The sequence below is a fragment of the Actinomycetospora sp. CA-101289 genome (assembly GCF_050955895.1).
Taxonomy (GTDB): domain Bacteria; phylum Actinomycetota; class Actinomycetes; order Mycobacteriales; family Pseudonocardiaceae; genus Actinomycetospora.
In genome coordinates this window covers 2,917,019-2,936,594 of the sequence record NZ_CP192093.1, presented here as the reverse complement: position 1 = coordinate 2,936,594, position 19,576 = coordinate 2,917,019, and the positions used below count along the sequence as shown (strand labels likewise).

General features: G+C 74.2%; 21 protein-coding genes. 3 read left to right on the top strand and 18 right to left on the bottom strand.

Annotated elements, in window-relative coordinates; genetic code table 11:
- Positions 1–17: 17 nt before the first annotated feature.
- Positions 18–290 carry a hypothetical protein gene (locus ACQPX6_RS14635; RefSeq protein ID WP_433788036.1) on the bottom strand — a complete coding sequence of 91 codons (273 nt, stop codon included), beginning with the start codon at positions 288–290 and terminating at the stop codon, positions 18–20.
- Positions 291–412: 122 nt separating this feature from the next.
- Here ACQPX6_RS14635 and ACQPX6_RS14630 point away from each other — a divergent pair, with 122 nt between their 5' ends.
- Positions 413–1,918 (top strand): PLP-dependent aminotransferase family protein, encoded by a 1,506-nt coding sequence (locus tag ACQPX6_RS14630; RefSeq protein ID WP_433788035.1) that lies wholly within the window; start codon positions 413–415, stop codon positions 1,916–1,918.
- Here the strand turns inward: ACQPX6_RS14630 and ACQPX6_RS14625 are convergent.
- A complete protein-coding gene (locus tag ACQPX6_RS14625; protein ID WP_433788034.1) occupies positions 1,902–2,162 on the bottom strand; it encodes a hypothetical protein in 261 nt (86 codons plus the stop codon). The two genes, ACQPX6_RS14630 and ACQPX6_RS14625, sit on opposite strands and share 17 nt — an antisense overlap.
- 88 nt (positions 2,163–2,250) lie before the next feature.
- On the opposite strand from ACQPX6_RS14625, the gene ACQPX6_RS14620 reads away from it, so the two are divergent.
- Together ACQPX6_RS14620 and ACQPX6_RS14615 are read left to right on the top strand one after the other, a co-directional pair.
- Complete coding sequence (locus tag ACQPX6_RS14620; protein WP_433788033.1) at positions 2,251–2,742, top strand: Lrp/AsnC family transcriptional regulator; 492 nt, start codon at positions 2,251–2,253, stop codon at positions 2,740–2,742.
- A 37-nt stretch (positions 2,743–2,779) separates the two neighbouring features.
- Positions 2,780–3,241 (top strand): universal stress protein, encoded by a 462-nt coding sequence (locus tag ACQPX6_RS14615; protein ID WP_433788032.1) that lies wholly within the window; start codon positions 2,780–2,782, stop codon positions 3,239–3,241.
- On the opposite strand, the gene mdlC is transcribed toward ACQPX6_RS14615, so the two are convergent.
- The 16 genes from mdlC to ACQPX6_RS14535 all read right to left on the bottom strand — a co-directional run bounded on the left by mdlC (position 3,242) and on the right by ACQPX6_RS14535 (position 19,570).
- Entirely contained in the window at positions 3,242–4,825 is a 1,584-nt protein-coding gene (gene mdlC / locus ACQPX6_RS14610) for a benzoylformate decarboxylase (protein ID WP_433788031.1), read from the bottom strand.
- 133 nt (positions 4,826–4,958) lie between these two features.
- Positions 4,959–6,284, bottom strand: a complete 1,326-nt coding sequence (locus tag ACQPX6_RS14605) for a glucose/sorbosone family PQQ-dependent dehydrogenase (protein WP_433788030.1) — start codon at positions 6,282–6,284, stop codon at positions 4,959–4,961.
- 95 nt (positions 6,285–6,379) lie between these two features.
- On the bottom strand, positions 6,380–7,021 hold the full coding sequence (locus ACQPX6_RS14600; protein ID WP_433788029.1) for an SRPBCC family protein: 642 nt from the start codon (positions 7,019–7,021) through the stop codon (positions 6,380–6,382).
- A gap of 40 nt (positions 7,022–7,061) precedes the next feature.
- Positions 7,062–8,342 carry a TrpB-like pyridoxal phosphate-dependent enzyme gene (locus ACQPX6_RS14595; RefSeq protein ID WP_433788028.1) on the bottom strand — a complete coding sequence of 427 codons (1,281 nt, stop codon included), beginning with the start codon at positions 8,340–8,342 and terminating at the stop codon, positions 7,062–7,064.
- A gap of 23 nt (positions 8,343–8,365) precedes the next feature.
- On the bottom strand, positions 8,366–8,710 hold the full coding sequence (locus ACQPX6_RS14590; RefSeq protein ID WP_433788027.1) for an RNA polymerase-binding protein RbpA: 345 nt from the start codon (positions 8,708–8,710) through the stop codon (positions 8,366–8,368).
- Between the two features lie 48 nt (positions 8,711–8,758).
- Positions 8,759–8,995, bottom strand: a complete 237-nt coding sequence (secG, locus tag ACQPX6_RS14585) for a preprotein translocase subunit SecG (protein WP_116707491.1) — start codon at positions 8,993–8,995, stop codon at positions 8,759–8,761.
- A 209-nt stretch (positions 8,996–9,204) separates the two neighbouring features.
- Positions 9,205–9,990, bottom strand: a complete 786-nt coding sequence (gene tpiA / locus ACQPX6_RS14580; RefSeq protein ID WP_433788026.1) for a triose-phosphate isomerase — start codon at positions 9,988–9,990, stop codon at positions 9,205–9,207.
- On the bottom strand, positions 9,990–11,216 hold the full coding sequence (locus ACQPX6_RS14575) for a phosphoglycerate kinase (protein ID WP_433788025.1): 1,227 nt from the start codon (positions 11,214–11,216) through the stop codon (positions 9,990–9,992). The genes tpiA and ACQPX6_RS14575 overlap by 1 nt, the downstream gene beginning before the upstream one ends.
- 7 nt (positions 11,217–11,223) lie before the next feature.
- Positions 11,224–12,240, bottom strand: coding sequence for a type I glyceraldehyde-3-phosphate dehydrogenase (gap, locus tag ACQPX6_RS14570; RefSeq protein WP_433788024.1), 1,017 nt, complete (start codon positions 12,238–12,240; stop codon positions 11,224–11,226).
- A gap of 137 nt (positions 12,241–12,377) precedes the next feature.
- Positions 12,378–13,367, bottom strand: a complete 990-nt coding sequence (whiA, locus tag ACQPX6_RS14565; RefSeq protein ID WP_433788023.1) for a DNA-binding protein WhiA — start codon at positions 13,365–13,367, stop codon at positions 12,378–12,380.
- A complete protein-coding gene (locus ACQPX6_RS14560) occupies positions 13,358–14,422 on the bottom strand; it encodes a gluconeogenesis factor YvcK family protein (protein ID WP_433788272.1) in 1,065 nt (354 codons plus the stop codon). Before ACQPX6_RS14560 ends, whiA begins: the two co-directional genes overlap by 10 nt.
- A gap of 32 nt (positions 14,423–14,454) precedes the next feature.
- Positions 14,455–15,363 (bottom strand): RNase adapter RapZ, encoded by a 909-nt coding sequence (gene rapZ, locus ACQPX6_RS14555; protein WP_433788022.1) that lies wholly within the window; start codon positions 15,361–15,363, stop codon positions 14,455–14,457.
- On the bottom strand, positions 15,360–17,369 hold the full coding sequence (gene uvrC, locus ACQPX6_RS14550) for an excinuclease ABC subunit UvrC (protein WP_433788021.1): 2,010 nt from the start codon (positions 17,367–17,369) through the stop codon (positions 15,360–15,362). The genes rapZ and uvrC overlap by 4 nt, the downstream gene beginning before the upstream one ends.
- A gap of 122 nt (positions 17,370–17,491) precedes the next feature.
- Positions 17,492–18,034, bottom strand: coding sequence for a MarR family transcriptional regulator (locus ACQPX6_RS14545; protein ID WP_433788020.1), 543 nt, complete (start codon positions 18,032–18,034; stop codon positions 17,492–17,494).
- Positions 18,035–18,338: 304 nt separating this feature from the next.
- Positions 18,339–18,632: a hypothetical protein gene (locus ACQPX6_RS14540; RefSeq protein WP_433788019.1), complete on the bottom strand. Its 294-nt coding sequence runs from the start codon at positions 18,630–18,632 to the stop codon at positions 18,339–18,341.
- Positions 18,633–18,838: 206 nt separating this feature from the next.
- Positions 18,839–19,570 (bottom strand): PIG-L deacetylase family protein, encoded by a 732-nt coding sequence (locus ACQPX6_RS14535; RefSeq protein WP_433788018.1) that lies wholly within the window; start codon positions 19,568–19,570, stop codon positions 18,839–18,841.
- Positions 19,571–19,576 lie beyond the last annotated feature (6 nt).

Here is a 19,576-nt window from a genome sequence, read left to right as displayed (position 1 = left end):
GTCACCGACGCCGTCGCCTACGCGTGCGAGCGGCGCGGCTCCACCGGCGCGGCCTCCCACGGGCGCAGCGAGCGCTCGAAGAGCTCCCAGCACCGCACCTGCGCCGCCCAGCGGGCGATCGCGGCGCGGACGACGGCCAGGTCCCGGGCCGGCGTGTGCTCGCGGGTCGGGGCCGACGGCCAGGCGGGGTCGCGCCCGGTCGGGTCGCCGGTCCCGCGCGAGTCGGCGCCGTAGCGCACGGCGAGCACGAGGCCGACGACGACGGCGAGCAGGGCGATGGTGGTGACCACGGGAGGTCCTCCGTCCGGAGTGGCTGGTGTGTCCTCCACGGTGGCCCCCGGTGGCTGGTCCTGCCAGGGCCAATTCACGAGCAGTGGCAGGACGATTGGCAGAAGTGGCAGAATCACCGGCCGTGGACGACCACGTGGGTGCCGGTGGCTTGGCGCGGCTGCTCACCGGGTGGCGTGACGCCGCCGGGTCGGGCGAGGCGGCGCACGGCGCCCTGGCCGCGCGGATCACCTCGCTGCTGAGCGACGGGCGCCTGGCGGTCGGGACGCGGGTGCCCAGCGAGCGCGAGCTGGCCGTCGCCCTCGGCGTCGGGCGCGGCACGGTGGCCGCGGCGTACGACCGCCTGCGCGAGTCCGGCCACCTGCTCCGGCGCCGCGGCTCGGGGACCTGGACGGCGCTGCCCACCCCCGCGGCGACGGCCGCGCCGACCGCGCCCGTCACGCCCTTCGCCCCCATGGGCGGCTGGGTGCCGGGCCGCCGACCCGACGGCCCCGAGGTCATCGACCTCGCGCACGCCGCGCCGTGGGCCCCGATGGAGGCCATGGCCGAGGCGGGCGCCCGGGCGCTCGCCGAGCTCCCCGCCCACCTGGCCGGCACGGGCTACGACGTGCTCGGGCTCGCCGTCCTGCGCGAGGGCATCGCCCGGCGCCTGACCGACCAGGGCCTGCACACCTCGCCCGACGAGGTCATGGTGACCGCCGGGGCCCAGCACGCCCACGCCCTCGTCGCCCGCGCGCTCGTGCGTCCCGGCGACCGGGTGCTGCTCGAGCAGCCCACCTACCCGGGCGCCATCGACCTCGTGCGCCACGTCTCGGCGCGGCCGGTGACCGTGGCGATGACCGCGGACCCGCGGGACGGGCGTCCGGGCTGGGACGTCGAGGCCCTCGCGGCGGCCATGCGCGCCTCCACCCCGGCGCTGGCCTACCTCGTCGCCGACCACCAGAACCCCACCGGCGCGGTGATGGGCGCCGAGGCCCGCGCGGCCGTCGTCGCGGCGGCCGGGCGCCACGGCGTCCCCATCGTCGTCGACGACTGCCTGCGCGAGCTGTGGCTCGACGCGCCCGGTCCGCCGCCGCTCGGGGCGTACGCGGCGGCGGCGGGCGGCGGCACCCCGGTGATCACCACGGGCTCGCTCTCCAAGACCGTGTGGGGCGGGCTGCGCATCGGCTGGCTGCGCGCCCCGCGCACCCTGCTGCGGCGCATCGCGGCGGCCCGCAGCTCCGACGACATCGCCACGCCGGTGCTCGAACAGCTCGTCGCCGTGGGCCTGCTCGACCGCCTCGACGACATCGTCGCGACGGGCCGCGCCCTGTTCGCCCACCGCCGCGACCACCTGCGCGCGGCCCTGGCGTCGGCCCTACCCGAGTGGCACGCACCGTCGCCGCCCGGGGGCTTCAGCCTGTGGGTCGACCTCGGTGCGCCCCGCTCGAGCGCCCTGGTCGAGGCGGCGGCCCGCCACGGTGTGCACCTCGCGGCGGGCCCCCGGTTCGGCATCGGCGGGGCCTTCGAGCAGCACCTGCGCCTGCCCTACACGCTGGCCCCCGACGCGCTCGACGACGCGGTCGCGCGCCTGGCCGAGGCCTGGGACGCGCTCGGAACCGGTAGCCCGACCCTCACGACCGTCGTGTGAGGTCCCGGTCGCGCTCCCACGGCCGCAGGCTCGCGTCGTAGGCCTCCCACAGCCGGCGGTGCGCCGCGATCCGGCGGGCGATCTCGCCCAGCAGCACCGCGTCCCCGCGCACCGTGTGCGGGTGCCGCACCACCGGCCATGCCGGGTCGCGGCCCGTCGGGTCGGCCTCCGAGCGCGTGTCGGCGCCGTAGCGCGCCACCGCCAGGAACCCCAGCACCACCAGCACTCCCCAGAAGGTCACCATCGTTCCCACCCCTCCCTCGATCCGTGGACACCATTCTCGAAGGCCGATCCCCTGGACTCCAGGGACATCTCACGGGGATAGTGGCGACATGACGACGACTTCAGGGGTGCGCACCCCCTCGAACCTGGAGAACGACAAGCTGCTCGACGAGACCAACCGGCGCATCCTCGCGGAGCTCGCCGAGGACCCGCGACTCAGCATGTCGGCGCTCGGGCGGCGCATCGGGATGTCGGCGCCGGCGGTCACCGAGCGGGTGCAGCGCCTCGAGCGGCTCGGGGTGATCCGGGGCTACCGCCTCGACGTCGACCCGGCGGCGCTCGGCTACCCCATCGCCGCCTGGGTGCGGGTCCGCCCGGCCCTGGGGCACGGCAAGATCGCCGAGCAGATCGCGGCCCGCCAGCCCGAGGTCGTCGAGTGCCACAAGATCACCGGCGAGGACTGCCTGCTCATGCGCGTGCAGGTCCGCGACGTCGCCGACCTCGACCGCGTCCTCGAAGGCTGGCAGGAGCACGCCTCGACGGTCACCTCGGTCATCAAGTCCACGCCGGTCGAGCCGCGGAACATGATCACGGTGGCATGATCGGGGATCCTGATCGCCGGCACGAGGAGCGTGTGGCATGACCGAGCCCTCCCCCACCGCCCCGGGCGCCGTCGTCGTCGGGGTCGACGGCAGCGACGGCTCGCGGGCCGCGCTCGAGTACGGGCTGGACGAGGCGGCACGCCGCGACGTCCCCCTGCGGGCGCTGATGGCCTACGCGGGCCCGGACGTCTGGACCACCGCCGACGGCGTCCTGCCCGACGCCCGCGTCCTGCACGACGCGGCGGCCCAGGAGGTGCGGGCGATCGTGGACGAGGTCGTGGCCGCGCGGCGGGCCCGGGGCGCGCCCGAGCCGCCCGCCATCGAGGCCGAGATCGCCATGGGGCCGGCGTCGACGGTGCTGATCCACCACTCGCAGGGGGCCGCGGTCCTCGTCGTGGGGCACCGCGGGCGCGGCGGCCTCGCCAGCCGGATCATCGGTTCGGTCGGGCTCAGCGCCGTGATCCACGCGGAGTGCACCGTGGTGGTCGTGCGCAGCTGATCACCGGACGAGGACGTCGAGCACCACCGGCCCCGGCGAGCTCAGCGCCTCGGTGAGCGCCGGCTCGAGCTCCTCGGGGCGTTCGACGCGCACACCGGGCACGCCCTGGCCGGCGGCGAGGGCGACGAAGTCCAGGCCGGGCAGCGCGGTGCCCACCGGCTTCGTGATGCCGAAGTGCTCGGCGAACTGGTCGAGGGCCCGGTAGCGGGCGTTGTGCACGACGACGATCGTCAGCGGCACCCCGAGCTGCGCGGCCGACCACAGGGCCTGGATCCCGTACATCGCCGAGCCGTCGCCGACGAGCGCCACCACCCTCTCGCTGCGGGCGAGCGCCATCCCCACCGAGGCCGGCAGGCCGTGGCCGAGGCCGCCGCTGGCGCAGTTGTAGAAGCTCGCCGGCCGGTCGAAGGGCAGGTGGTCGTGCATCGGGCCGCGGGTGGCCGGGGCCTCCTCGACGACCACGGAGTCGGCGGGCCGGAGGTCGGCGAGGGTCTGGAGCAGCAGCTCCTCGGTGATCACGTCGTCGGCGGCGACCCGCGCGGCGGCCGGCCGCGGCGATGGCTCCGGGCGGGCCGGCGGCGGCGGGCCGTCCAGCAGCGCGCGCACCCCGTGCCGCAACCCGGTGACGATCGAGGTGCCGACCGGGGTCCACGCGGCGTGCGCGGGGTCCTCGGTGAGCTGGACGAGCACGGTGCCGTCGGGCACGGCGCTGTCGCCCTCGACGGCGCCCTCGGTGTGGAACGGGAAGACCGGTGAGCCCAGGACCAGCACGAGGTCGTGGCCGTCCAGCGCGGCCCGGATGCCGTCGTGCGCGGCGGGCAGGAAGCCCGCGAAGAGGCGGTGGCGCTCGGGGAAGCCGCAGCGCGGGGACATCGGGGCGACGTGGACCGGCGCGGCGTGGCGCTCGGCGAGGGCGACGACGTCGTCGAACGCCCCGTCGCGGTCCACCTCGCCTCCGACGACGAACACCGGGCTCTCCGCCGCGGCGAGCTGATCGGCCACCTCGGCCAGCGCCGCCGGGTCGCCCGCGACCGCGCCCGCCACCCTGTGCTCCGCGACCGGGCCGGCGGGGCGGTCCCAGTCGTCGACGGGCACCGACACGAGCACCGGCCCGCACGGCGGCGTCGTGGCGACGTGGATCGCGCGGGCCAGGGTGGCGGGGACGTCGGCGGCGCGCGCGGGCTCGCGGCTGTACTTGACGTAGGGCTCGGGGAACTCGACCGGACGCTCGGCGAACAGGAACGGCTCGCCGACCAGCAGGGACCGCGCCTGCTGGCCGGCGACGAGCACGAGCGGCGTGCGGTTGCGGAACGCGGTGAACACGTTGCCCAGGCCGTGGCCGACCCCGGCGGCGGAGTGCAGGTTCACCAGCGCGGCCCGCCCGGTGGCCTGGGCGAAGCCGTCGGCCATCCCCACCGCGACGGACTCCTGCAGCCCGAGCACGTAGCGGAAGTCGTCGGGGAAGTCGCGGAACATCGGCAGCTCGGTGGAGCCCGGGTTGCCGAAGATCGTCGTGATGCCGTGGCGGCGCAGCACCGCCAGGGACGCCTCGCGCACGTTGCTGACGGTGCTGACATCGCTCACGGTGGCGACCCCACCACGCGCCGCGCCCGGCCGCGACGACTCTCCCGCTCGCCGGAACCCTGCGCGCGGGCCGCGTTCCGGGAACGGGCGCCCCTCGCCCGCCCACACGCGGGATGGCCGCAGCTGGTGGAGATCACCCACCCACCGCCGGTGAGACCGTCAGCGGGAACTCGAGCACCGAGCCGGGATTGGCCAGGGCACCGGTGTGGGAGCCGGACTGGGGTCCGGCGGGGCCGTCGCTGTCGGTGGCGACGTAGAGCCGGGTGCGATCGGGGCTGAGGGCGACGTCGCGGTAGCGGTTCTGCGTGCGGAACAGCTGGGTGGTGTCGCCCTGGACGGAGCCGCCGTCACCGGTCAGCTTGAAGACGAATACCGAGCCGGTCTTCAGCGCCGGCACGAGGAGCGCGTTGGCCACGAGGGGATCGGGCGCGTCCGCGGGGACGTAGTCGAGGCTCGCCGGGGCGATCGAGGGCCAGCAGAGGTAGAAGTCGGACTGGCTACAGGCCGGGTCCTGGAAGTTGTAGCCGGTGGGCACCGTGTACAGGGTCTTGAGCGGCTCGACGTAGTCCGGGCCGATCCAGGCCACCTCGGTGGGACCGCGCGGGACGCTGGACGGCTCCGCGTCGTCGTCGTAGGCGAGCTGGGCGCAGTCGGGAGCACCCGACCAGTCGGCGTACTGGTAGGCCTGCCCGTCCTGGAAGCCGACGACGAACGGCCAGCCGTAGTTCCCTCCGGCTCGCAGCAGGTTGATCTCGTCGTCGCTCTTGGGCCCGTGCTCGTCGGAGAACAGCCGGCCCCCGGGTCCCACGACCAGGCCCTGGGGATTGCGGTGCCCGTAGGTGAAGACGTGGCTGCGCACGCCCTGGAGCACCGGGTTGCCGGGTGGGACGGAGCCGTCGAGATCGATGCGGAGGATCTTGCCCACGTAGGCGCTCCAATCCCTGGCGGCGACCTGCTGCGCCGTCGGGAGGTCCTGGGACCGGATGGGCTCGCAGGACCGGTCGAACTGGTTGTTCCCCAGGTCGCCCACCGAGTAGTAGAGCTCCTGGTCCGGTCCGACGACCAGACGTCCGGCGTTGTGGTCGTGGCTGGCGGGGAGCCCGCTCAGCACGTCGAGGGGCGCCGAGAGGCTGCCTCCCGGGTCGCGGTGGTATCGGACGATCTTGCCGCGCAGGTCCTCACCTGGAGGCGGGGCGACGTTGTAGGAGTAGGCGACGAACGCCGACTCGCCGGCGAAGGCGAGCCCGAGCAGGCCGTCCTGCGCGCCGCTCGCCGCGACGTCCGGAACGGTCAGCGCCACCGTCCGCCTGCCGTCCGCCGGGTTGATCCGGTCGACGCGCTTGCCGACCTTCTCGGTGACCCACAGCCAGCCGTCCGGGCCCCAGGTCAACTCCCAGGGGGCGGCCAGGCCGGTGGCGATCACCCGCATCCCCGGCGGGGGATCGGGCGCGGCGGGCACGGGTCCGTGGGGCGCCGGGGCGGCATCGGCACACGCCGACAGAATCGTCGTCGTGAGCAGCGTGAGGAGCGTGAGGAGCACTCCTGCACTTCTGATCACGAATCGTCGGACGTCCGCGCCGCCGCGGGTCGGACCGCGTCGGCCAACCGGTCGAGCGTGTTCACCAACTGTTCCCGGCTCACGAACGGACAGAGCGCCTCGAAGTCCGGGTCGGTGACCCCCGACCAGTCATAGACCAGCCGGACCTCGGTCCCCTCGGTGGTTCCGTGCAGGCCGTACGCGTAGGTGTGTCCGCCGGTGGTGACGGTGGCGAGCATCTGAGCCACCTGGCACTCGTGAGAGCGGTCGAGGTCGGGCGCCCATCCGATGACGGTTCCGGGTTCGAACTCGGTCACGGTGTTGATCGTCCGCCACGGACCGAGATCGTCCCGGCACATCTCCATGGTGAACACCTGGCCCGCGGCGGTGACCGGACCACTGGTGGTCCCCTGCAACATTCCGGACCCGTCGATGACCTGCTGCTGCTTCGGGTCCGAGACCAGCGCGAAGACCCGATCAGGCGGCGCCTGGACGACCCGCCTGACCTCGATCTGCTTCTCGTCCGTCATCTCGATCCCTCTTCGCCGCCGTCCTCGCCGGATCACCACGGTGACCGAGATCACACTTGCCGACAACCCGCTGCGCGACACCAGCCAGGGCGCAAGGGCCACGCCACCCAGACGGCCCAGCCGAACCACGACGGATCGGCACCACGGGCTGAGGCACAACCGGGGACGGTCAGCTCGTCGGCTCGTCGACGAGGTCGCCCGCGAGGTACTCCTCGTAGGCGGCGAGGTCGAGCAGGCCGTGGCCGCAGTAGTTGAAGAGGATCACGCGGTCCTCGCCCTTCTGCGTCGCGTCGTGGGCCTCCTGGATCACCGACGCGATGCCGTGGCCGGCCTCGGGCGCCGGGAGCTTGCCCTCGACGCGGGCGAACAGCACGTTGGCCTCGAACACCGCGCGCTGGCGGTGCGCCACCGCCTCCATGCGGCCCTCGTGCACCAGCTTGGAGATGATCGGTGAGTCGCCGTGGTAGCGCAGGCCGCCGGCGTGGATGCCGGGCGGCACGAAGCCGTGGCCCAGCGTGTACATGTTCATCAGCGGGGTGAGGCCCTGGACGTCGCCGAAGTCGTACTCGTAGGTGCCCTGCGTCAGGGTCGGGCACGAGGCGGGCTCGGCGGCGAGCAGGCGCACCGCGGGGTCGGGCAGGAACGGCAGCGCGATGCCGCCGAGGTTCGAGCCGCCGCCGCAGGGAGCGATCACCACGTCCGGACGGGTCTCCCCCGCGTTCGCGAGCTGCTGCTGGGCCTCGAGGCCGATCACCGTCTGGTGCAGCAGCACGTGGTTGAGCACGGAGCCCAGCGCGTAGTGGGTGTCGTCGCGGCCGACGGCGTCGCGGACCGCGTCGGAGATCGCGGCGCCCAGCGAGCCGGGGTGCGACGGGTCGTCGATCGGCGACGGCACGACCGTCCCGCCCCAGGTCTCCATGATGACCTTGCGGTAGGGCTTCTGCTCGAAGCTGCGGCGCACCATGTAGACCGCGCACTCGAGGTCGAACTGGGCGCACGCGAACGACAGCGCCGTGCCCCACTGGCCCGCGCCGGTCTCGGTGGACAGGCGCGTGATGCCCTCGCGCTTGTTGTAGAACGCCTGCGGCACCGCCGAGTTCGGCTTGTGGGAGCCGGCGGGCGAGACCGACTCGTCCTTGAAGTAGATGCGCGCGGGCGTGCCCAGGGCGGCCTCGAGCCGCCGGGCGCGCACCAGCGGTGTGGGCCGCCAGAGCCGCAGGACGTCGAGGACCTCGCCCGGGATGTCGATCCACGGGTCGGCCGACATCTCCTGGCCGATGAGCTCCTGCGCGAACAGCGGCGCGAGGTCGTCAGGGCCGACGGGCTCGCGGGTCGCCGGGTGCAGCGGGGGGTCGAGCGGCGTCGCGAGGTGCGGCGCGACGTTGAACCACGCCGTCGGGAGCTCGGACTGGGAGAGCGAGAACCGTGTATCGATCGCCGGGGCCACCATGGCCCGGGATCATGCCAGCGCTCTCAGCTCTCGCCGCGCTTCGCGCGCAACTTCGCCAGCGCCTCGTCGAGCAGGGCCTCGCCGTCGGCGTCGGAGCGCCGCTCCTTCACGTACGCGAGGTGGGTCTTGTAGGGCTCGGTGCGCTTCGCCGGCGGCGGGTTCTTCTCGTCGGTGTTGGCCGGCAGGCCGCAGCGCGGGCAGTCCCAGCTCGTGGGGATCTCGGCGTCGACGGCGAAGGACGGGCGGGTCTCGTGGCCGTTCGAGCACCAGAAGGAGACGATCGTGCGCGCCGCGCTCTCCCCGCGCTCGGACTCCCCCATGGGCCCCGAGCCCACGCGGGTGCCTCGGATCGCGTTGCCAGTCGCCATCGCCGGAGTACCTCCCGTCCAGGGGCGGCCCGGACTCCGGGCCGCCCGTCAGCCTTCGATCTTGACGAGCAGCCCCGTGCCGACGATCGAGATCAGCCAGATGGCCCCCACGAACAGGGTCAGGCGGTCGAGGTTCTTCTCGACGACGCTCGACCCCGCGAGGCTCGACTGGACGCCACCGCCGAACAGCGACGACAGCCCGCCGCCACGCCCGCGGTGCAGCAGCACCAGCAGCACCAGCAGCACGCTGGACGCGATGAGCAGGATGTCCAGGAACAGTCGCATGTCGGTGTCCGTGACCTCCGGGTGCCGACCCCGGCCGGGCGGACGGGGCTCTGACCGTCCCGGCGTGCGGGATCGGTGCGTAGGGAGGACGATACCCCGCCCGTCGGACATCCCGGTGAGGCCCTCCCACGAGTCGTGACCGGGTGTGAGCGCTCGTCCGTGCTCGGGCACGGACGAGCGTCCAACTCAGCACGCCGATGGGGAGCCCGCTAGGGCAAAGGGCCCCCGGCGGCCAGGGCGCAGAGCTCGGCGAACCCCTCCGGGTCCAGGCTCGCGCCGCCCACCAGTGCGCCGTCGACGTCGTCGCTCTTCACGAGGTCGGCGACGTTGTCCGACTTCACCGAGCCGCCGTAGAGGATGCGCACCGCGCCCGCGACCCCGGCGCCGTGCTGCTCGCGCAGCCGCTCGCGCAGCGCGTGGCACACCTCCTGGGCGTCGGCGACGCCCGCGGACTTGCCGGTGCCGATCGCCCACACCGGCTCGTAGGCGAGCACGATCGTCGCGACTTCGTCGTCGCCCAGCCCCTCGAGCGCCGCGTCGAGCTGCCCGGTGCAGTACGGGACGTGGTCGCCCGCCTCGCGGACGTCCTCGCCCTCCCCCAGGCACAGGATCGGCGTGAGGCCGTGGCGCAGCGCCGCGCGCACCTTGCGGTTGACCAGCGCGTCGTCCTCGCCGTGCACCGTGCGCCGCTCGGAGTGCCCGACGACGACCCACGAGCAGCCGAGCTTCGCGAGCATCGCGCCCGAGACGTCGCCGGTGAACGCCCCGGAGTCCTCCGGGGAGAGGTCCTGGCCGCCGTAGGTGATCGGCATGGCGTCGGCGTCGACGAGGGTCTGCACGCTGCGCAGGTCGGTGAACGGCGGCAGCACCGCCACGTCCACCACGTCGTAGTACTTGCCGGGCAGGGCGAACGCGAGCTTCTGGGTGACGCCGATGGCCTCGAGGTGGTTGAGGTTCATCTTCCAGTTGCCCGCGATGAGCGGCTTGCGGGCCATCAGGACGACTCCTCGAGGACGGCGATACCGGGCAGGACGTGGCCCTCGAGGAACTCCAGCGACGCGCCGCCGCCGGTCGAGATGTGGCCGAAGCGGTTCTCGTCGAGCCCCGCCGCGCGGATGGCCGACGCCGAGTCGCCGCCGCCGATCACGCTGAACGCGCTGCTGGCCGCCACGGCCTCCGCGACGCCCGTCGTGCCTGCCGCGAACGGCGCCATCTCGAACACGCCCATCGGCCCGTTCCAGAACACCGTCGCCGCCCCGTCGAGCGCGGCGCCGAACGCCGACACCGTCTCGGGGCCCACGTCGAGGCCCATCCAGCCCTCGGGCATCTCGGTGACCGCCACCGTGCGCGTCTCCGCGTCGGCGGAGAACTCGCTCGCGACGACGACGTCGGTGGGCAGCACGAGCTTCTCGGCGTAGCGCTCGAGCAGGTCGCGGCAGGTGTCGACCTGGTCGGACTCGGTCTTCGAGCCGCCGACGTCGTGGCCCTGCGCGGCGAGGAACGTGAAGCACATCGCCCCGCCCACCAGCAGCCGGTCGACGGTCGGCAGCAGGTTCGACAGCACCCCGAGCTTGTCGGAGACCTTCGACCCGCCGAGGATCACGACGTACGGCCGGTCCGGGTCGCCGACGAGCCGGCGCAGCACCTCGGTCTCGCGGGCGACGAGGTCGCCGCCGTAGGCCGGGAGCTTGCGGGCCACCTCGACCACCGACGCCTGCTCGCGGTGGACCACCCCGAAGCCGTCGGAGACGAACGCGCTCGCCCGTGAAGGATCCTGGCTGGGCACCAGCTCCGCGAGCTCCGTGGCCAGGTGGTCGCGCTCGCGGTCGGTGCCGGTCTCCCGCGGGTCGCAGCGCACGTTGGCCAGCATCGCCACGCCGCCGGCGCGCAGACCCTCGGCGACGCCGCGAGCGGACTCGCCGACCACGTCCTCGGCCAGCGAGACCCGCTGGTCGAGGAGCTGGCCGAGACGCCCCGCCACCGGTGAGAGCGTCGACAGCCGGTCGCGGCCGGGCGGCTCGCCGCCCTTCGGACGGCCCAGGTGGGCCACGACCAGCACCTTCGCGCCGGCCCCGGCCAGGCGCGTGATGGTCGGCAGCGCCGCGCGGATGCGCCCGTCGTCGCTGATGGTGTAGCCGTCGAGGGGCACGTTGAGGTCGGCCCGCAGCAGGACGAAGCGGTCCTGCACCCCGTCGGCGATCAGGTCGTCGAGGGTCTTCATCCCGCGGTCAGAGCTTCGAACCGACGAGGGTGGTGAGGTCCACGACGCGGTTGGAGTAGCCCCACTCGTTGTCGTACCAGCCGACGATCTTCACGGTGCGGTTGCCGAGCACCTTGGTCATGCCGGCGTCGAAGGTGCACGACGCGGCCTCGCCGACGATGTCGGTGGAGACGATCGGGTCCTCGGTGTAGACCATCACGCCCGAGAGCTCGCCCTCGGCGGCCTCCTTGAAGGCGGCGTTGATCGACTCGACGGTGACGTCCGTGTTCAGCGTGGCGGTGAGGTCGGTGACCGAGCCGTCGCTGACCGGCACGCGGTACGCCATGCCGGTGACCTTGCCCTCGAGGGCGGGCAGCGCCAGCGCCGTGGCCTCGGCGGCCCCGCTGGTGGTGGGGATGATGTTGACCGCGGCGGCGCGGGCGCGGCGCAGGTCCTTGTGCGGGGCGTCGTGGACGCGCTGGTCGCCGGTGTAGGCGTGGATCGTCGACATGAAGCCGGTCTCGACGCCGAACGCGTCGTTGAGCACCTTGAGCATCGGCGCGACGCAGTTGGTGGTGCACGAGGCGTTGGACAGGATGTTCTGGCTGCCGTCGTAGGCCGAGTCGTTGATGCCCATGACGACCGTGAGGTCCTCGCCCTTGGCGGGCGCGGAGATGACGACCTTCTTGGCGCCGGCCTTGAGGTGCTTCCCGGCCGAGTCGGCGTCGGTGAAGATGCCCGAGGACTCGATCACCACGTCGACGCCGAGGTCGCCCCAGGGCAGGTCCGCCGGGTCCTTCTCCGCGTAGGCCTTGACCGTGGTGCCGTTGACGATGAGGGCGTCGTCGGTGTACTCGACGGTGCCGTCGAAGCGCCCGTGCACCGAGTCGTAGCGCAGCAGGTGCGCGAGCGTCTTGTTGTCGGTGATGTCGTTGACCGCGAGCACCTCGATGTCGGCGGTCCCCGCCGCGCGCTGCTTCTCCAGCGCGCGGAACACGTTGCGTCCGATGCGACCGAACCCGTTGATCCCGATGCGGATCGTCACTGCGCCTCGCCCTGCCTCTCGTGCGTCGGTCGTGCCGAGGTCCTGCGCCGCGCTGCGCTCGGTGGACCGCGTTCCCCGTGGGGCCGCCACCCTAACGAATCCGGCCCCGCCGTCCGGGTCGCGCGGAGGACGTCACGTCAGCGGTCGGCGAGCTCGGACATCTCCTCGGTGACCACCGACGAGGTGTCGGGGACGCGCATGTCCTTGGCCTTCTTGTCGGCCATCGCGAGCAGCCGGCGGATGCGCCCGGCCACCGCGTCCTTGGTCATCGGCGGCTCGGCGAGCTGCCCGAGCTCCTCGAGCGACGCCTGCTCGTGCTCCACGCGCAGGCGCCCGGCCTGCACGAGGTGGTCGGGGACCTCCTCGCCGAGCAGCTCCAGCGCCCGGTTCACGCGCGCCGTGGCCGTGACCGCGGCCTTGACCGAGCGCCGGAGGTTGGCGTCGTCGAAGTTGGCCAGGCGGTTGGCCGTCGCCCGCACCTCGCGGCGCATGCGGCGCTCCTCCCAGGCCAGCACCGAGGTGTGCGCGCCGAGCCGGGTCAGCAGCGCGCCGATCGCGTCGCCGTCCCGCACGACCACCCGGTCGGCGCCCCGCACCTCGCGGGCCTTGGCCACCACCCCGAGCCGGCGGGCGGCGCCGACCAGCGCCATCGCCGCCTCCATGCCCGGGCACGTGATCTCCAGCGCGGAGCTGCGCCCGGGCTCGGTCAGCGAGCCGTGGGCGAGGAACGCCCCGCGCCACGCGGCCTCGGCGTCGCACACCCCGCCGGAGACGACCTGCGGCGGCAGCCCGCGCACCGGGCGCCCGCGCGGGTCGAGCAGCCCGGTCTGGCGGGCCAGCGAGTCGCCGTCGGCGGCGACGCGCACGACGTAACGGGTGCCCTTGCGCAGGCCGCCCTGCGAGAGGACGTGGACCTCGGGGTTGTGTCCGTAGAGGTCGTGGATCTCCCCCCGCAGGCGGCGGGCCGCGGAGCCGGTGTCGAGCTCGGCCTCGACGACGACGCGGCCGCCGACGATGTGCAGGCCGCCCCCGAAGCGCAGCAGGGCTGCCACCTCGGCGCGGCGGCAGCACGTCTTGGTCACCGCGAGCCGGCTGAGCTCGTCCTTGACCGCAGCGGTCATGGCCACCTTCGGTCCTCCTCCTGGTGCGGGCGGGCAGGGTCGGGGCCGCCGTCGGCACCGGCTGACCCGGGGGCCGCGGTGCCCGAGGGCTCGCGGCGCGGGGCGCGGTGGTGCGCGGCGGTGGCCAGGGCCTCGGCGAGGGCCTCGGGGTCGTGACGGGGGCTGCCGTCGGTGGCGCCGACGGTGGTCAGCAGCGTCTCGGCGCCGAAGGCCTCGGCGCCGCGGCGCAGCCGGTCGGGCTCCGGCACGGCGCCCTCGTCGGCGACGACGACGTCGAGGCGCAGCCGCGGGGCGTGCGCCGCGAGCACCTCGAGGTGCTGCTCCGGCGAGAAGCCGCCGGTCTCACCCGGCTGCGGCGCGAGGTTGAGGACGAGGACCTTGCGGGCCTCGCTCTCCACCAGCGCGGTGAACTGCTCGGGGACGAGCAGGTGGGGCAGGACGCTGGAGAACCAGGAGCCCGGCCCGAGCGTGATGAGGTCCGCGGCGCGCAGCGCGTCGCACGCCTCCGGGCACGCCTTGGGCCGGCGCGGGTCCAGGCGCACCTGCTGCACCTTGCCCGGTGTCGTGGCCACCGCGACCTGGCCCCGGATGCGGTGGGCGACGTCGCGGTCCTGGTCACCGCCGGCGGGGCCGCGGATGCCGGTCACGTCCGCCTCGATGTCCACCGGCTGCGGGCTCATCGGCAGCACCCGCCCGCGCACGCCGAGGACGTGGCAGGCCTGGTCCAGGGCGGCCACCGGGTCGTCGAGGACCTCCAGCAGCCCGGCGAGCACGAGGTTGCCGACGGCGTGCCCGGCCAGCGCGCCGTGCCCGCCGAAGCGGTGCTCGAAGAGCCGCTGCCACAGGGTGTTCACCGGACCCGGGTCCTGCTGCCCGGCGAGCGCGCCGAGGGCCATGCGCAGGTCGCCCAGCGGGAGCATGTCCAGCTCGCGGCGAATCCGCCCCGACGAGCCCCCGTCGTCGGCGACGACCACGACCGCGGTGATGTCGTCGGTCAGCCGCCGCAGCGCGGACAGCGTCGCGTGCAGCCCGTGACCGCCGCCGAGGGCGACCGCGCGCAGCGGCCGCGGCGGGTCACCGCCGAGGGGGCCGCTCACTCGCGCCCCACGTCCCGGTGCGACACCGTCACCCGCACGCCGCCGCCGTCCTCGCCGCGCTCCATGCGCCGGGCGAGCTCCTCGGCGATCGCGACGCTGCGGTGCTTGCCGCCGGTGCAGCCCACGGCGACGGTGAGGTAGCGCTTGCCCTCGCGCCGGTAGCCGGCGCCGACGAGGCGCAGCAGCTCGAGGTAGCGCTCGAGGAACTCCTCGGCGCCCTCCTGGGAGAGGACGTAGTCGCGCACGACCTCCTCGCGGCCGTCGTGCTCGCGCAGCTCGGGGATCCAGTGCGGGTTGGGCAGGAAGCGCATGTCGACGACGAGGTCGGCGTCGGGCGGCAGCCCGTGCTTGTAGCCGAACGAGACGACGGTGACGCTGTGCCCGACGTCGGCCGAGGTGTCGCCGAACGCGCTCTCGATGGCCGCGCGCAGCTGGTGCACCGAGCGGTTCGAGGTGTCGACGACGAGGTCGGCCTGGTCGTGCAGCGGGGCGAGCAGCTCGCGCTCGGCGCGGATGCCGTCGGAGAGCCGCCCGTCGCCCTGCAGCGGGTGCGAGCGGCGGTTGGCCTCGAAGCGCCGGATGAGCACCGCGTCGGACGCGTCGAGGAACAGCACGCGCGGGCGGTGCCCGCGCGCGTCCAGCTCCTTGATCACGTCGCCGAGGTCGGTGGTGAACGCGCGGCTGCGCACGTCCATCACCACGGCGATGCGCGTGACCTGGCCCGACGACCGGGCGCCCAGGTCCACCATCGTCTCGATCAGCTCCGGCGGGAGGTTGTCGACGACGAACCAGCCCAGGTCCTCGAGCACCTTCGCCGCCGTGCTGCGTCCGGCGCCCGAGAGCCCGGACACGATCGCGACCTCGATCCCGCCCGGGTGCGCGGGGATCTCCGCACGTCCGGTCATGGCGTCCCCCCGTCGTCCAGCGCGGTCAGGACCGCCTCCGCGGTGCGCCGACCGACGCCGGGCACCTCCATGACGTCCTCGACCGACGCCGCCTTCAGCTTCTTCACCGAGCCGAAGTGCTTGATCAGCGCCGCGCGCCGGGCCTCGCCCAGCCCGGGCACGCCGTCCAGCGCCGACGCCGTCATGCGGGTCGAGCGCTTCTGGCGGTGGTAGGTGATCGCGAACCGGTGGGCCTCGTCGCGGATCCGCTGGAGCAGGTAGAGCGCCTCGGAGTTGCGCGGGAGGATCGCGGGGTCCTCCTCGCCGGGCAGCCAGACCTCCTCGAGGCGCTTGGCCAGCCCGACCACGGCGACGTCGGTGATGCCCAGGTCGCCCAGCACCTCGGCGGCCGCGGCCACCTGGGGCGCGCCGCCGTCGACCACGAGCAGGTTGGGCGGGTAGGCGAACTTGCGGGGCCGCCCGGTGAGCGGGTCGATGCCCGGCAGCGGGCCGTCGGTGGGCCCCACCTCGCCGCTCGCCGGCGCGCCGTCGCTGGTCTCGCCCGCGCAGGCGGTGTCGGTGTGGTCGGGCGCCTCCTCCGCGGTCTCCTTGAGGTAGCGCGCGAACCGGCGCCGCACCACCTCCGCGATCGCCGCGACGTCGCCGCCCTCCGCGCCACCGCGGATGGCGTAGCGCCGGTAGTCGGCCTTCTTGGCCAGCCCGTCCTCGAACACGACGAGGCTCGCGACGACGTCGGAGCCCTGCACGTGCGAGACGTCGGTGCACTCGATGCGCAGGGGCGCGGTGTCGAGGCCGAGCTGCTCCTGGAGCTCCTCGAGCGCCGCGCTGCGGGCGGTGAGGTCGCCGGCGCGGCGGAGCTTGTGGCGGGTCAGCTCCTCGGCGGCGTTGCGCTGGACGGTCTCGGCGAGCGTGCGCTTGTCGCCGCGCTGGGCCACGCGCAGCGAGACCCGCGAGCCGCGCAGGTCCGAGAGCCACTGCGAGAGCGCGTGGGCGTCGGGCGGCATCGCCGGGACGAGCACCTCGCGCGGCACCGGCTGCACGGCGTCGTCGGCGGAGCCCGCGAGGTCGGCCTGCTCGCCGTAGAACTGCGCCAGGAACTGCTCGACGAGCGCGGGGACGTCGCTGTCGGCCTCGGTCTCGACGACCCAGCCCCGCTGGCCCCGGACCCGCCCGCCGCGGACGTGGAACACCTGCACCGCGGCCTCGAGCTCGTCGGTGGCGAAGGCGACGACGTCCGCGTCGGTGCCGTCGCCGAGCACCACGGCCTGCTTCTCGACCACGCGCTTGAGCGCGCCCGCGTCGTCGCGCAGGCGGGCGGCGCGCTCGAAGTCCATCTCGGCCGCCGCGACCTGCATGTCCTTCTCGATGCGGCCGATCAGCTGGTCGGTGTGCCCGGCGAGGAAGTCACAGAAGTCGAGCACGATCTGCCGGTGCTCCTCGGCGCTGACCCGCCCGACGCAGGGCGCCGAGCACTTGTCGATGTAGCCGAGCATGCACGGCCGGCCGATCTGGCCGTGGCGCTTGAACACCCCGGTCGAGCAGACGCGCGCGGGGAACACCCGCGTGAGCAGCTTGACCGTTTCGCGGATCGCCCAGGCGTGGGCGTAGGGACCGAAGTACCGCACGCCTTTCTTGCGCGGCCCCCGGTAGACCCGGAGCTGGGGGTACTCCTCGTTCAGCGTCACCGCGAGCACCGGGTAGGTCTTGTCGTCCCGGTACCGGACGTTGAACCGCGGGTCGTACTCCTTGATCCAGTTGTACTCGAGCTGGAGGGCCTCGACCTCGGTGTGCACGACGGTCCACTGGACGGCCGCGGCGGTGGTGACCATGCGTCGCGTGCGCGGGTGCAGGCCCGCCACGTCCGCGAAGTACGAGTTGAGCCGGCTGCGCAGGCTCTTGGCCTTGCCGACGTAGATGACCCGCCCGGTCTCGTCGGAGAAGCGGTACACACCGGGCGCCTCCGGGATGCTCCCGGGGGCAGGTCGGTACGTCTGCGGGTCGGCCATGATGGGTCCAGCGTAGGCGCGTCCGTCCGGCTGTCGGGCGTGCACCCGGATGGGTGGTCTCGGCGTGTCGCACGGCGTGTCCGTGGCGTGTCACGGCGTGTCGCCTGGACGCCGCGCCGGGGCTAGCGCACCCGGCGCGTCCGCCCGGACCGCCGCCGTGCGAGCTCCTCCCGGCCGGCCCGCGCGATGGTCAGGTCCCCGGCGCGCCCGTGCAGCTCGTCGGCCATCCCGGCGATCCAGCGCCCGACCACCCGCAGCTCGTCGTCGGTGAACCCGTCCTGCCGTGCCGCCAGGTCGTCCGTGAGGCGCCGCCACCGTGCCGTCGCTCCCGGCGGAGCGGTCGCGCCGACCCGCACCCGCCGGCGGTCGTCGCGGTCCTCCCACCGCTCCGCGCGCTCCCTCGCCACGAGCCCGTCGACCACCGCCGTCGCCGCCGCCCGGCTGAGGCCCAGCCGCTCGGCGAGCGCCGTCATCGCGATCCCCCGCGGGCGGTCGACGAGCTGCAGGCAGGCGAGCTCGACCTCCCGCAGGCCGAGGAGCCGCGCGAGCTCGTGCTGGTGGCGCCGCAGCGCCGGGGCCAGGCGATCGACCAGCGCCGACGCGGGCCAGCGCCGATCCTCCCGCCGCTGCCGTTCCGCCAGCGCCCGCTCGTCCACCTCGTCCACCGGCCCCTCCGTCCTCCGTGCCGGACGGTAGAGCGGGCGACGTCGGGCCGGGTGCGGTTCGCGAGAGGTGCCCGGAATTCGGTCGCGGGACCTTCGCCCCTGGCGGCGAAGCATCAGCGAGATGCTTCGGAAACCGAAGCATCCGCACGGGACGAGCGCGGCCTCTCGGCCTCTCGGCGCGCCGAGCCAGCAGAACGCTTCGAGATCCGAAGCATCCGCACAGGACGAGAGCGGGAGCTCCGTCCCCGACCGCGACGAGCCAGCAGAATGCTTCGGAAACCGAAGCATCCTCAGCGAGGAGGCGTCAGGAGGCTGCGTCCGCCGGCGCCGCCGGGTTGCCCGGGCGGCGGCCGAGGACGTCGGCGAGAAACGCCTCGAGGTCGGTCGGCCGGCCCGCGGCGTCGAGCTGCGGGTGGTCGCGACGCCCGGCTGCCGCGTCCTCGACGGCGGCCTCGACGAGGGCGAGCTCCTCCGACCCGAGCACGACGTAGCCCCGCAGCGAGCCGTGCCAGGGGCGTCGCCACTGCACGTAGGTGAGGTCGGTGCCCGCGATGTCCTGGAGGGTCACGCGGTTGCCCAGCCACCGGATGTCGCTCATCGTCTGTCTCCTTCACGCCCGGGGAGCGACGCCGGCTGGTGGACGACAGCCCCGGTGGAGCGAGACGGCCGGTCCGGCCGGCGCGGTGCGGCGTCCCGGCGAGGGACGGCCGCTGGTGCGTCGGCGGGGGCGGCGTCGTCCCCACGGTGCACGTCCAGGATCGGCGTTCGACTACCCGCCGTAAACCGGCGGTGCCGTCGCGTCGGTCACCTCGTGTCGAGCACCACGTAGCCCTCGGCGGTGCGCTCGGCCTCGAAGCCGGCCGCCTTGGCCTGCGAGCGGCCCCAGCCCCACATGCGGCCGCGCAGGTCGTCCATGTGCGCGGTCTGGCTCTTGTGCGCCCGGAGGGCCTCGACCTTGCGGTCGAAGGCGTCGGTGGTGTCGACGTAGTGGTCGGCGCCCTCGCCCATGTGCGTGATCCAGACCTCGCTGACCGTGTGCGCCGCCAGGCCCTCCTCGGCGAGGAGCTCGGGGTGGGCGAAGGGGTTGCGGGCGTCGGGGTAGACCGCGCACATCGCGGCCTCGCCGGCGGCGGTGTGGTCGGGGTGGCTGCCGTACATCGAGCGCAGGTTGCGCGTCGGGGACTGGGTGACGACGCGGTCGGGGCGCACCTGCCGGATCACGCGGCTGAGGTCGCGACGCAGCTCGTGGGTGACGTAGAGGCGGCCGTCGGGCCAGCCGAGGAAGTGCAGCTCGTCGACCCCGAGGATGCCGGCGGCCGCGGTCTGCTCCTCGCGGCGCAGCGACGCCATGTCGGTGCGCGTGATCTCCTCGTCGAAGCCGCCCGCGTCGCCGTCGGTGATCAGGCAGTAGACGACGCGGTGGCCCTCGCTGGTCCAGGTGGCGACGGAGCCCCCGCTGCCGAAGTCGATGTCGTCCGGGTGGGCGACGATGATGAGGATCGTCAGCGGGCCGGTCTCGGGCTGCTCGGGCTCCACGATGGT

Bases quoted from the DNA above. Each gene is read 5' to 3' on its own strand.
- ACQPX6_RS14625 (WP_433788034.1), bottom strand. From the start codon at position 2,162: ATGGTGACCTTCTGGGGAGTGCTGGTGGTGCTGGGGTTCCTGGCGGTG.
- secG (WP_116707491.1), bottom strand. From the start codon at position 8,995: ATGCGACTGTTCCTGGACATCCTGCTCATCGCGTCCAGCGTGCTGCTG.
- ACQPX6_RS14615 (WP_433788032.1), top strand. From the start codon at position 2,780: ATGACCGAGCCCTCCCCCACCGCCCCGGGCGCCGTCGTCGTCGGGGTC.
- ACQPX6_RS14590 (WP_433788027.1), bottom strand. From the start codon at position 8,710: ATGGCGACTGGCAACGCGATCCGAGGCACCCGCGTGGGCTCGGGGCCC.
- uvrC (WP_433788021.1), bottom strand. From the start codon at position 17,369: ATGGCCGACCCGCAGACGTACCGACCTGCCCCCGGGAGCATCCCGGAG.
- rapZ (WP_433788022.1), bottom strand. From the start codon at position 15,363: ATGACCGGACGTGCGGAGATCCCCGCGCACCCGGGCGGGATCGAGGTC.
- ACQPX6_RS14540 (WP_433788019.1), bottom strand. From the start codon at position 18,632: ATGAGCGACATCCGGTGGCTGGGCAACCGCGTGACCCTCCAGGACATC.
- ACQPX6_RS14595 (WP_433788028.1), bottom strand. From the start codon at position 8,342: ATGGTGGCCCCGGCGATCGATACACGGTTCTCGCTCTCCCAGTCCGAG.
- ACQPX6_RS14575 (WP_433788025.1), bottom strand. From the start codon at position 11,216: ATGAAGACCCTCGACGACCTGATCGCCGACGGGGTGCAGGACCGCTTC.
- tpiA (WP_433788026.1), bottom strand. From the start codon at position 9,990: ATGGCCCGCAAGCCGCTCATCGCGGGCAACTGGAAGATGAACCTCAAC.
- ACQPX6_RS14620 (WP_433788033.1), top strand. From the start codon at position 2,251: ATGACGACGACTTCAGGGGTGCGCACCCCCTCGAACCTGGAGAACGAC.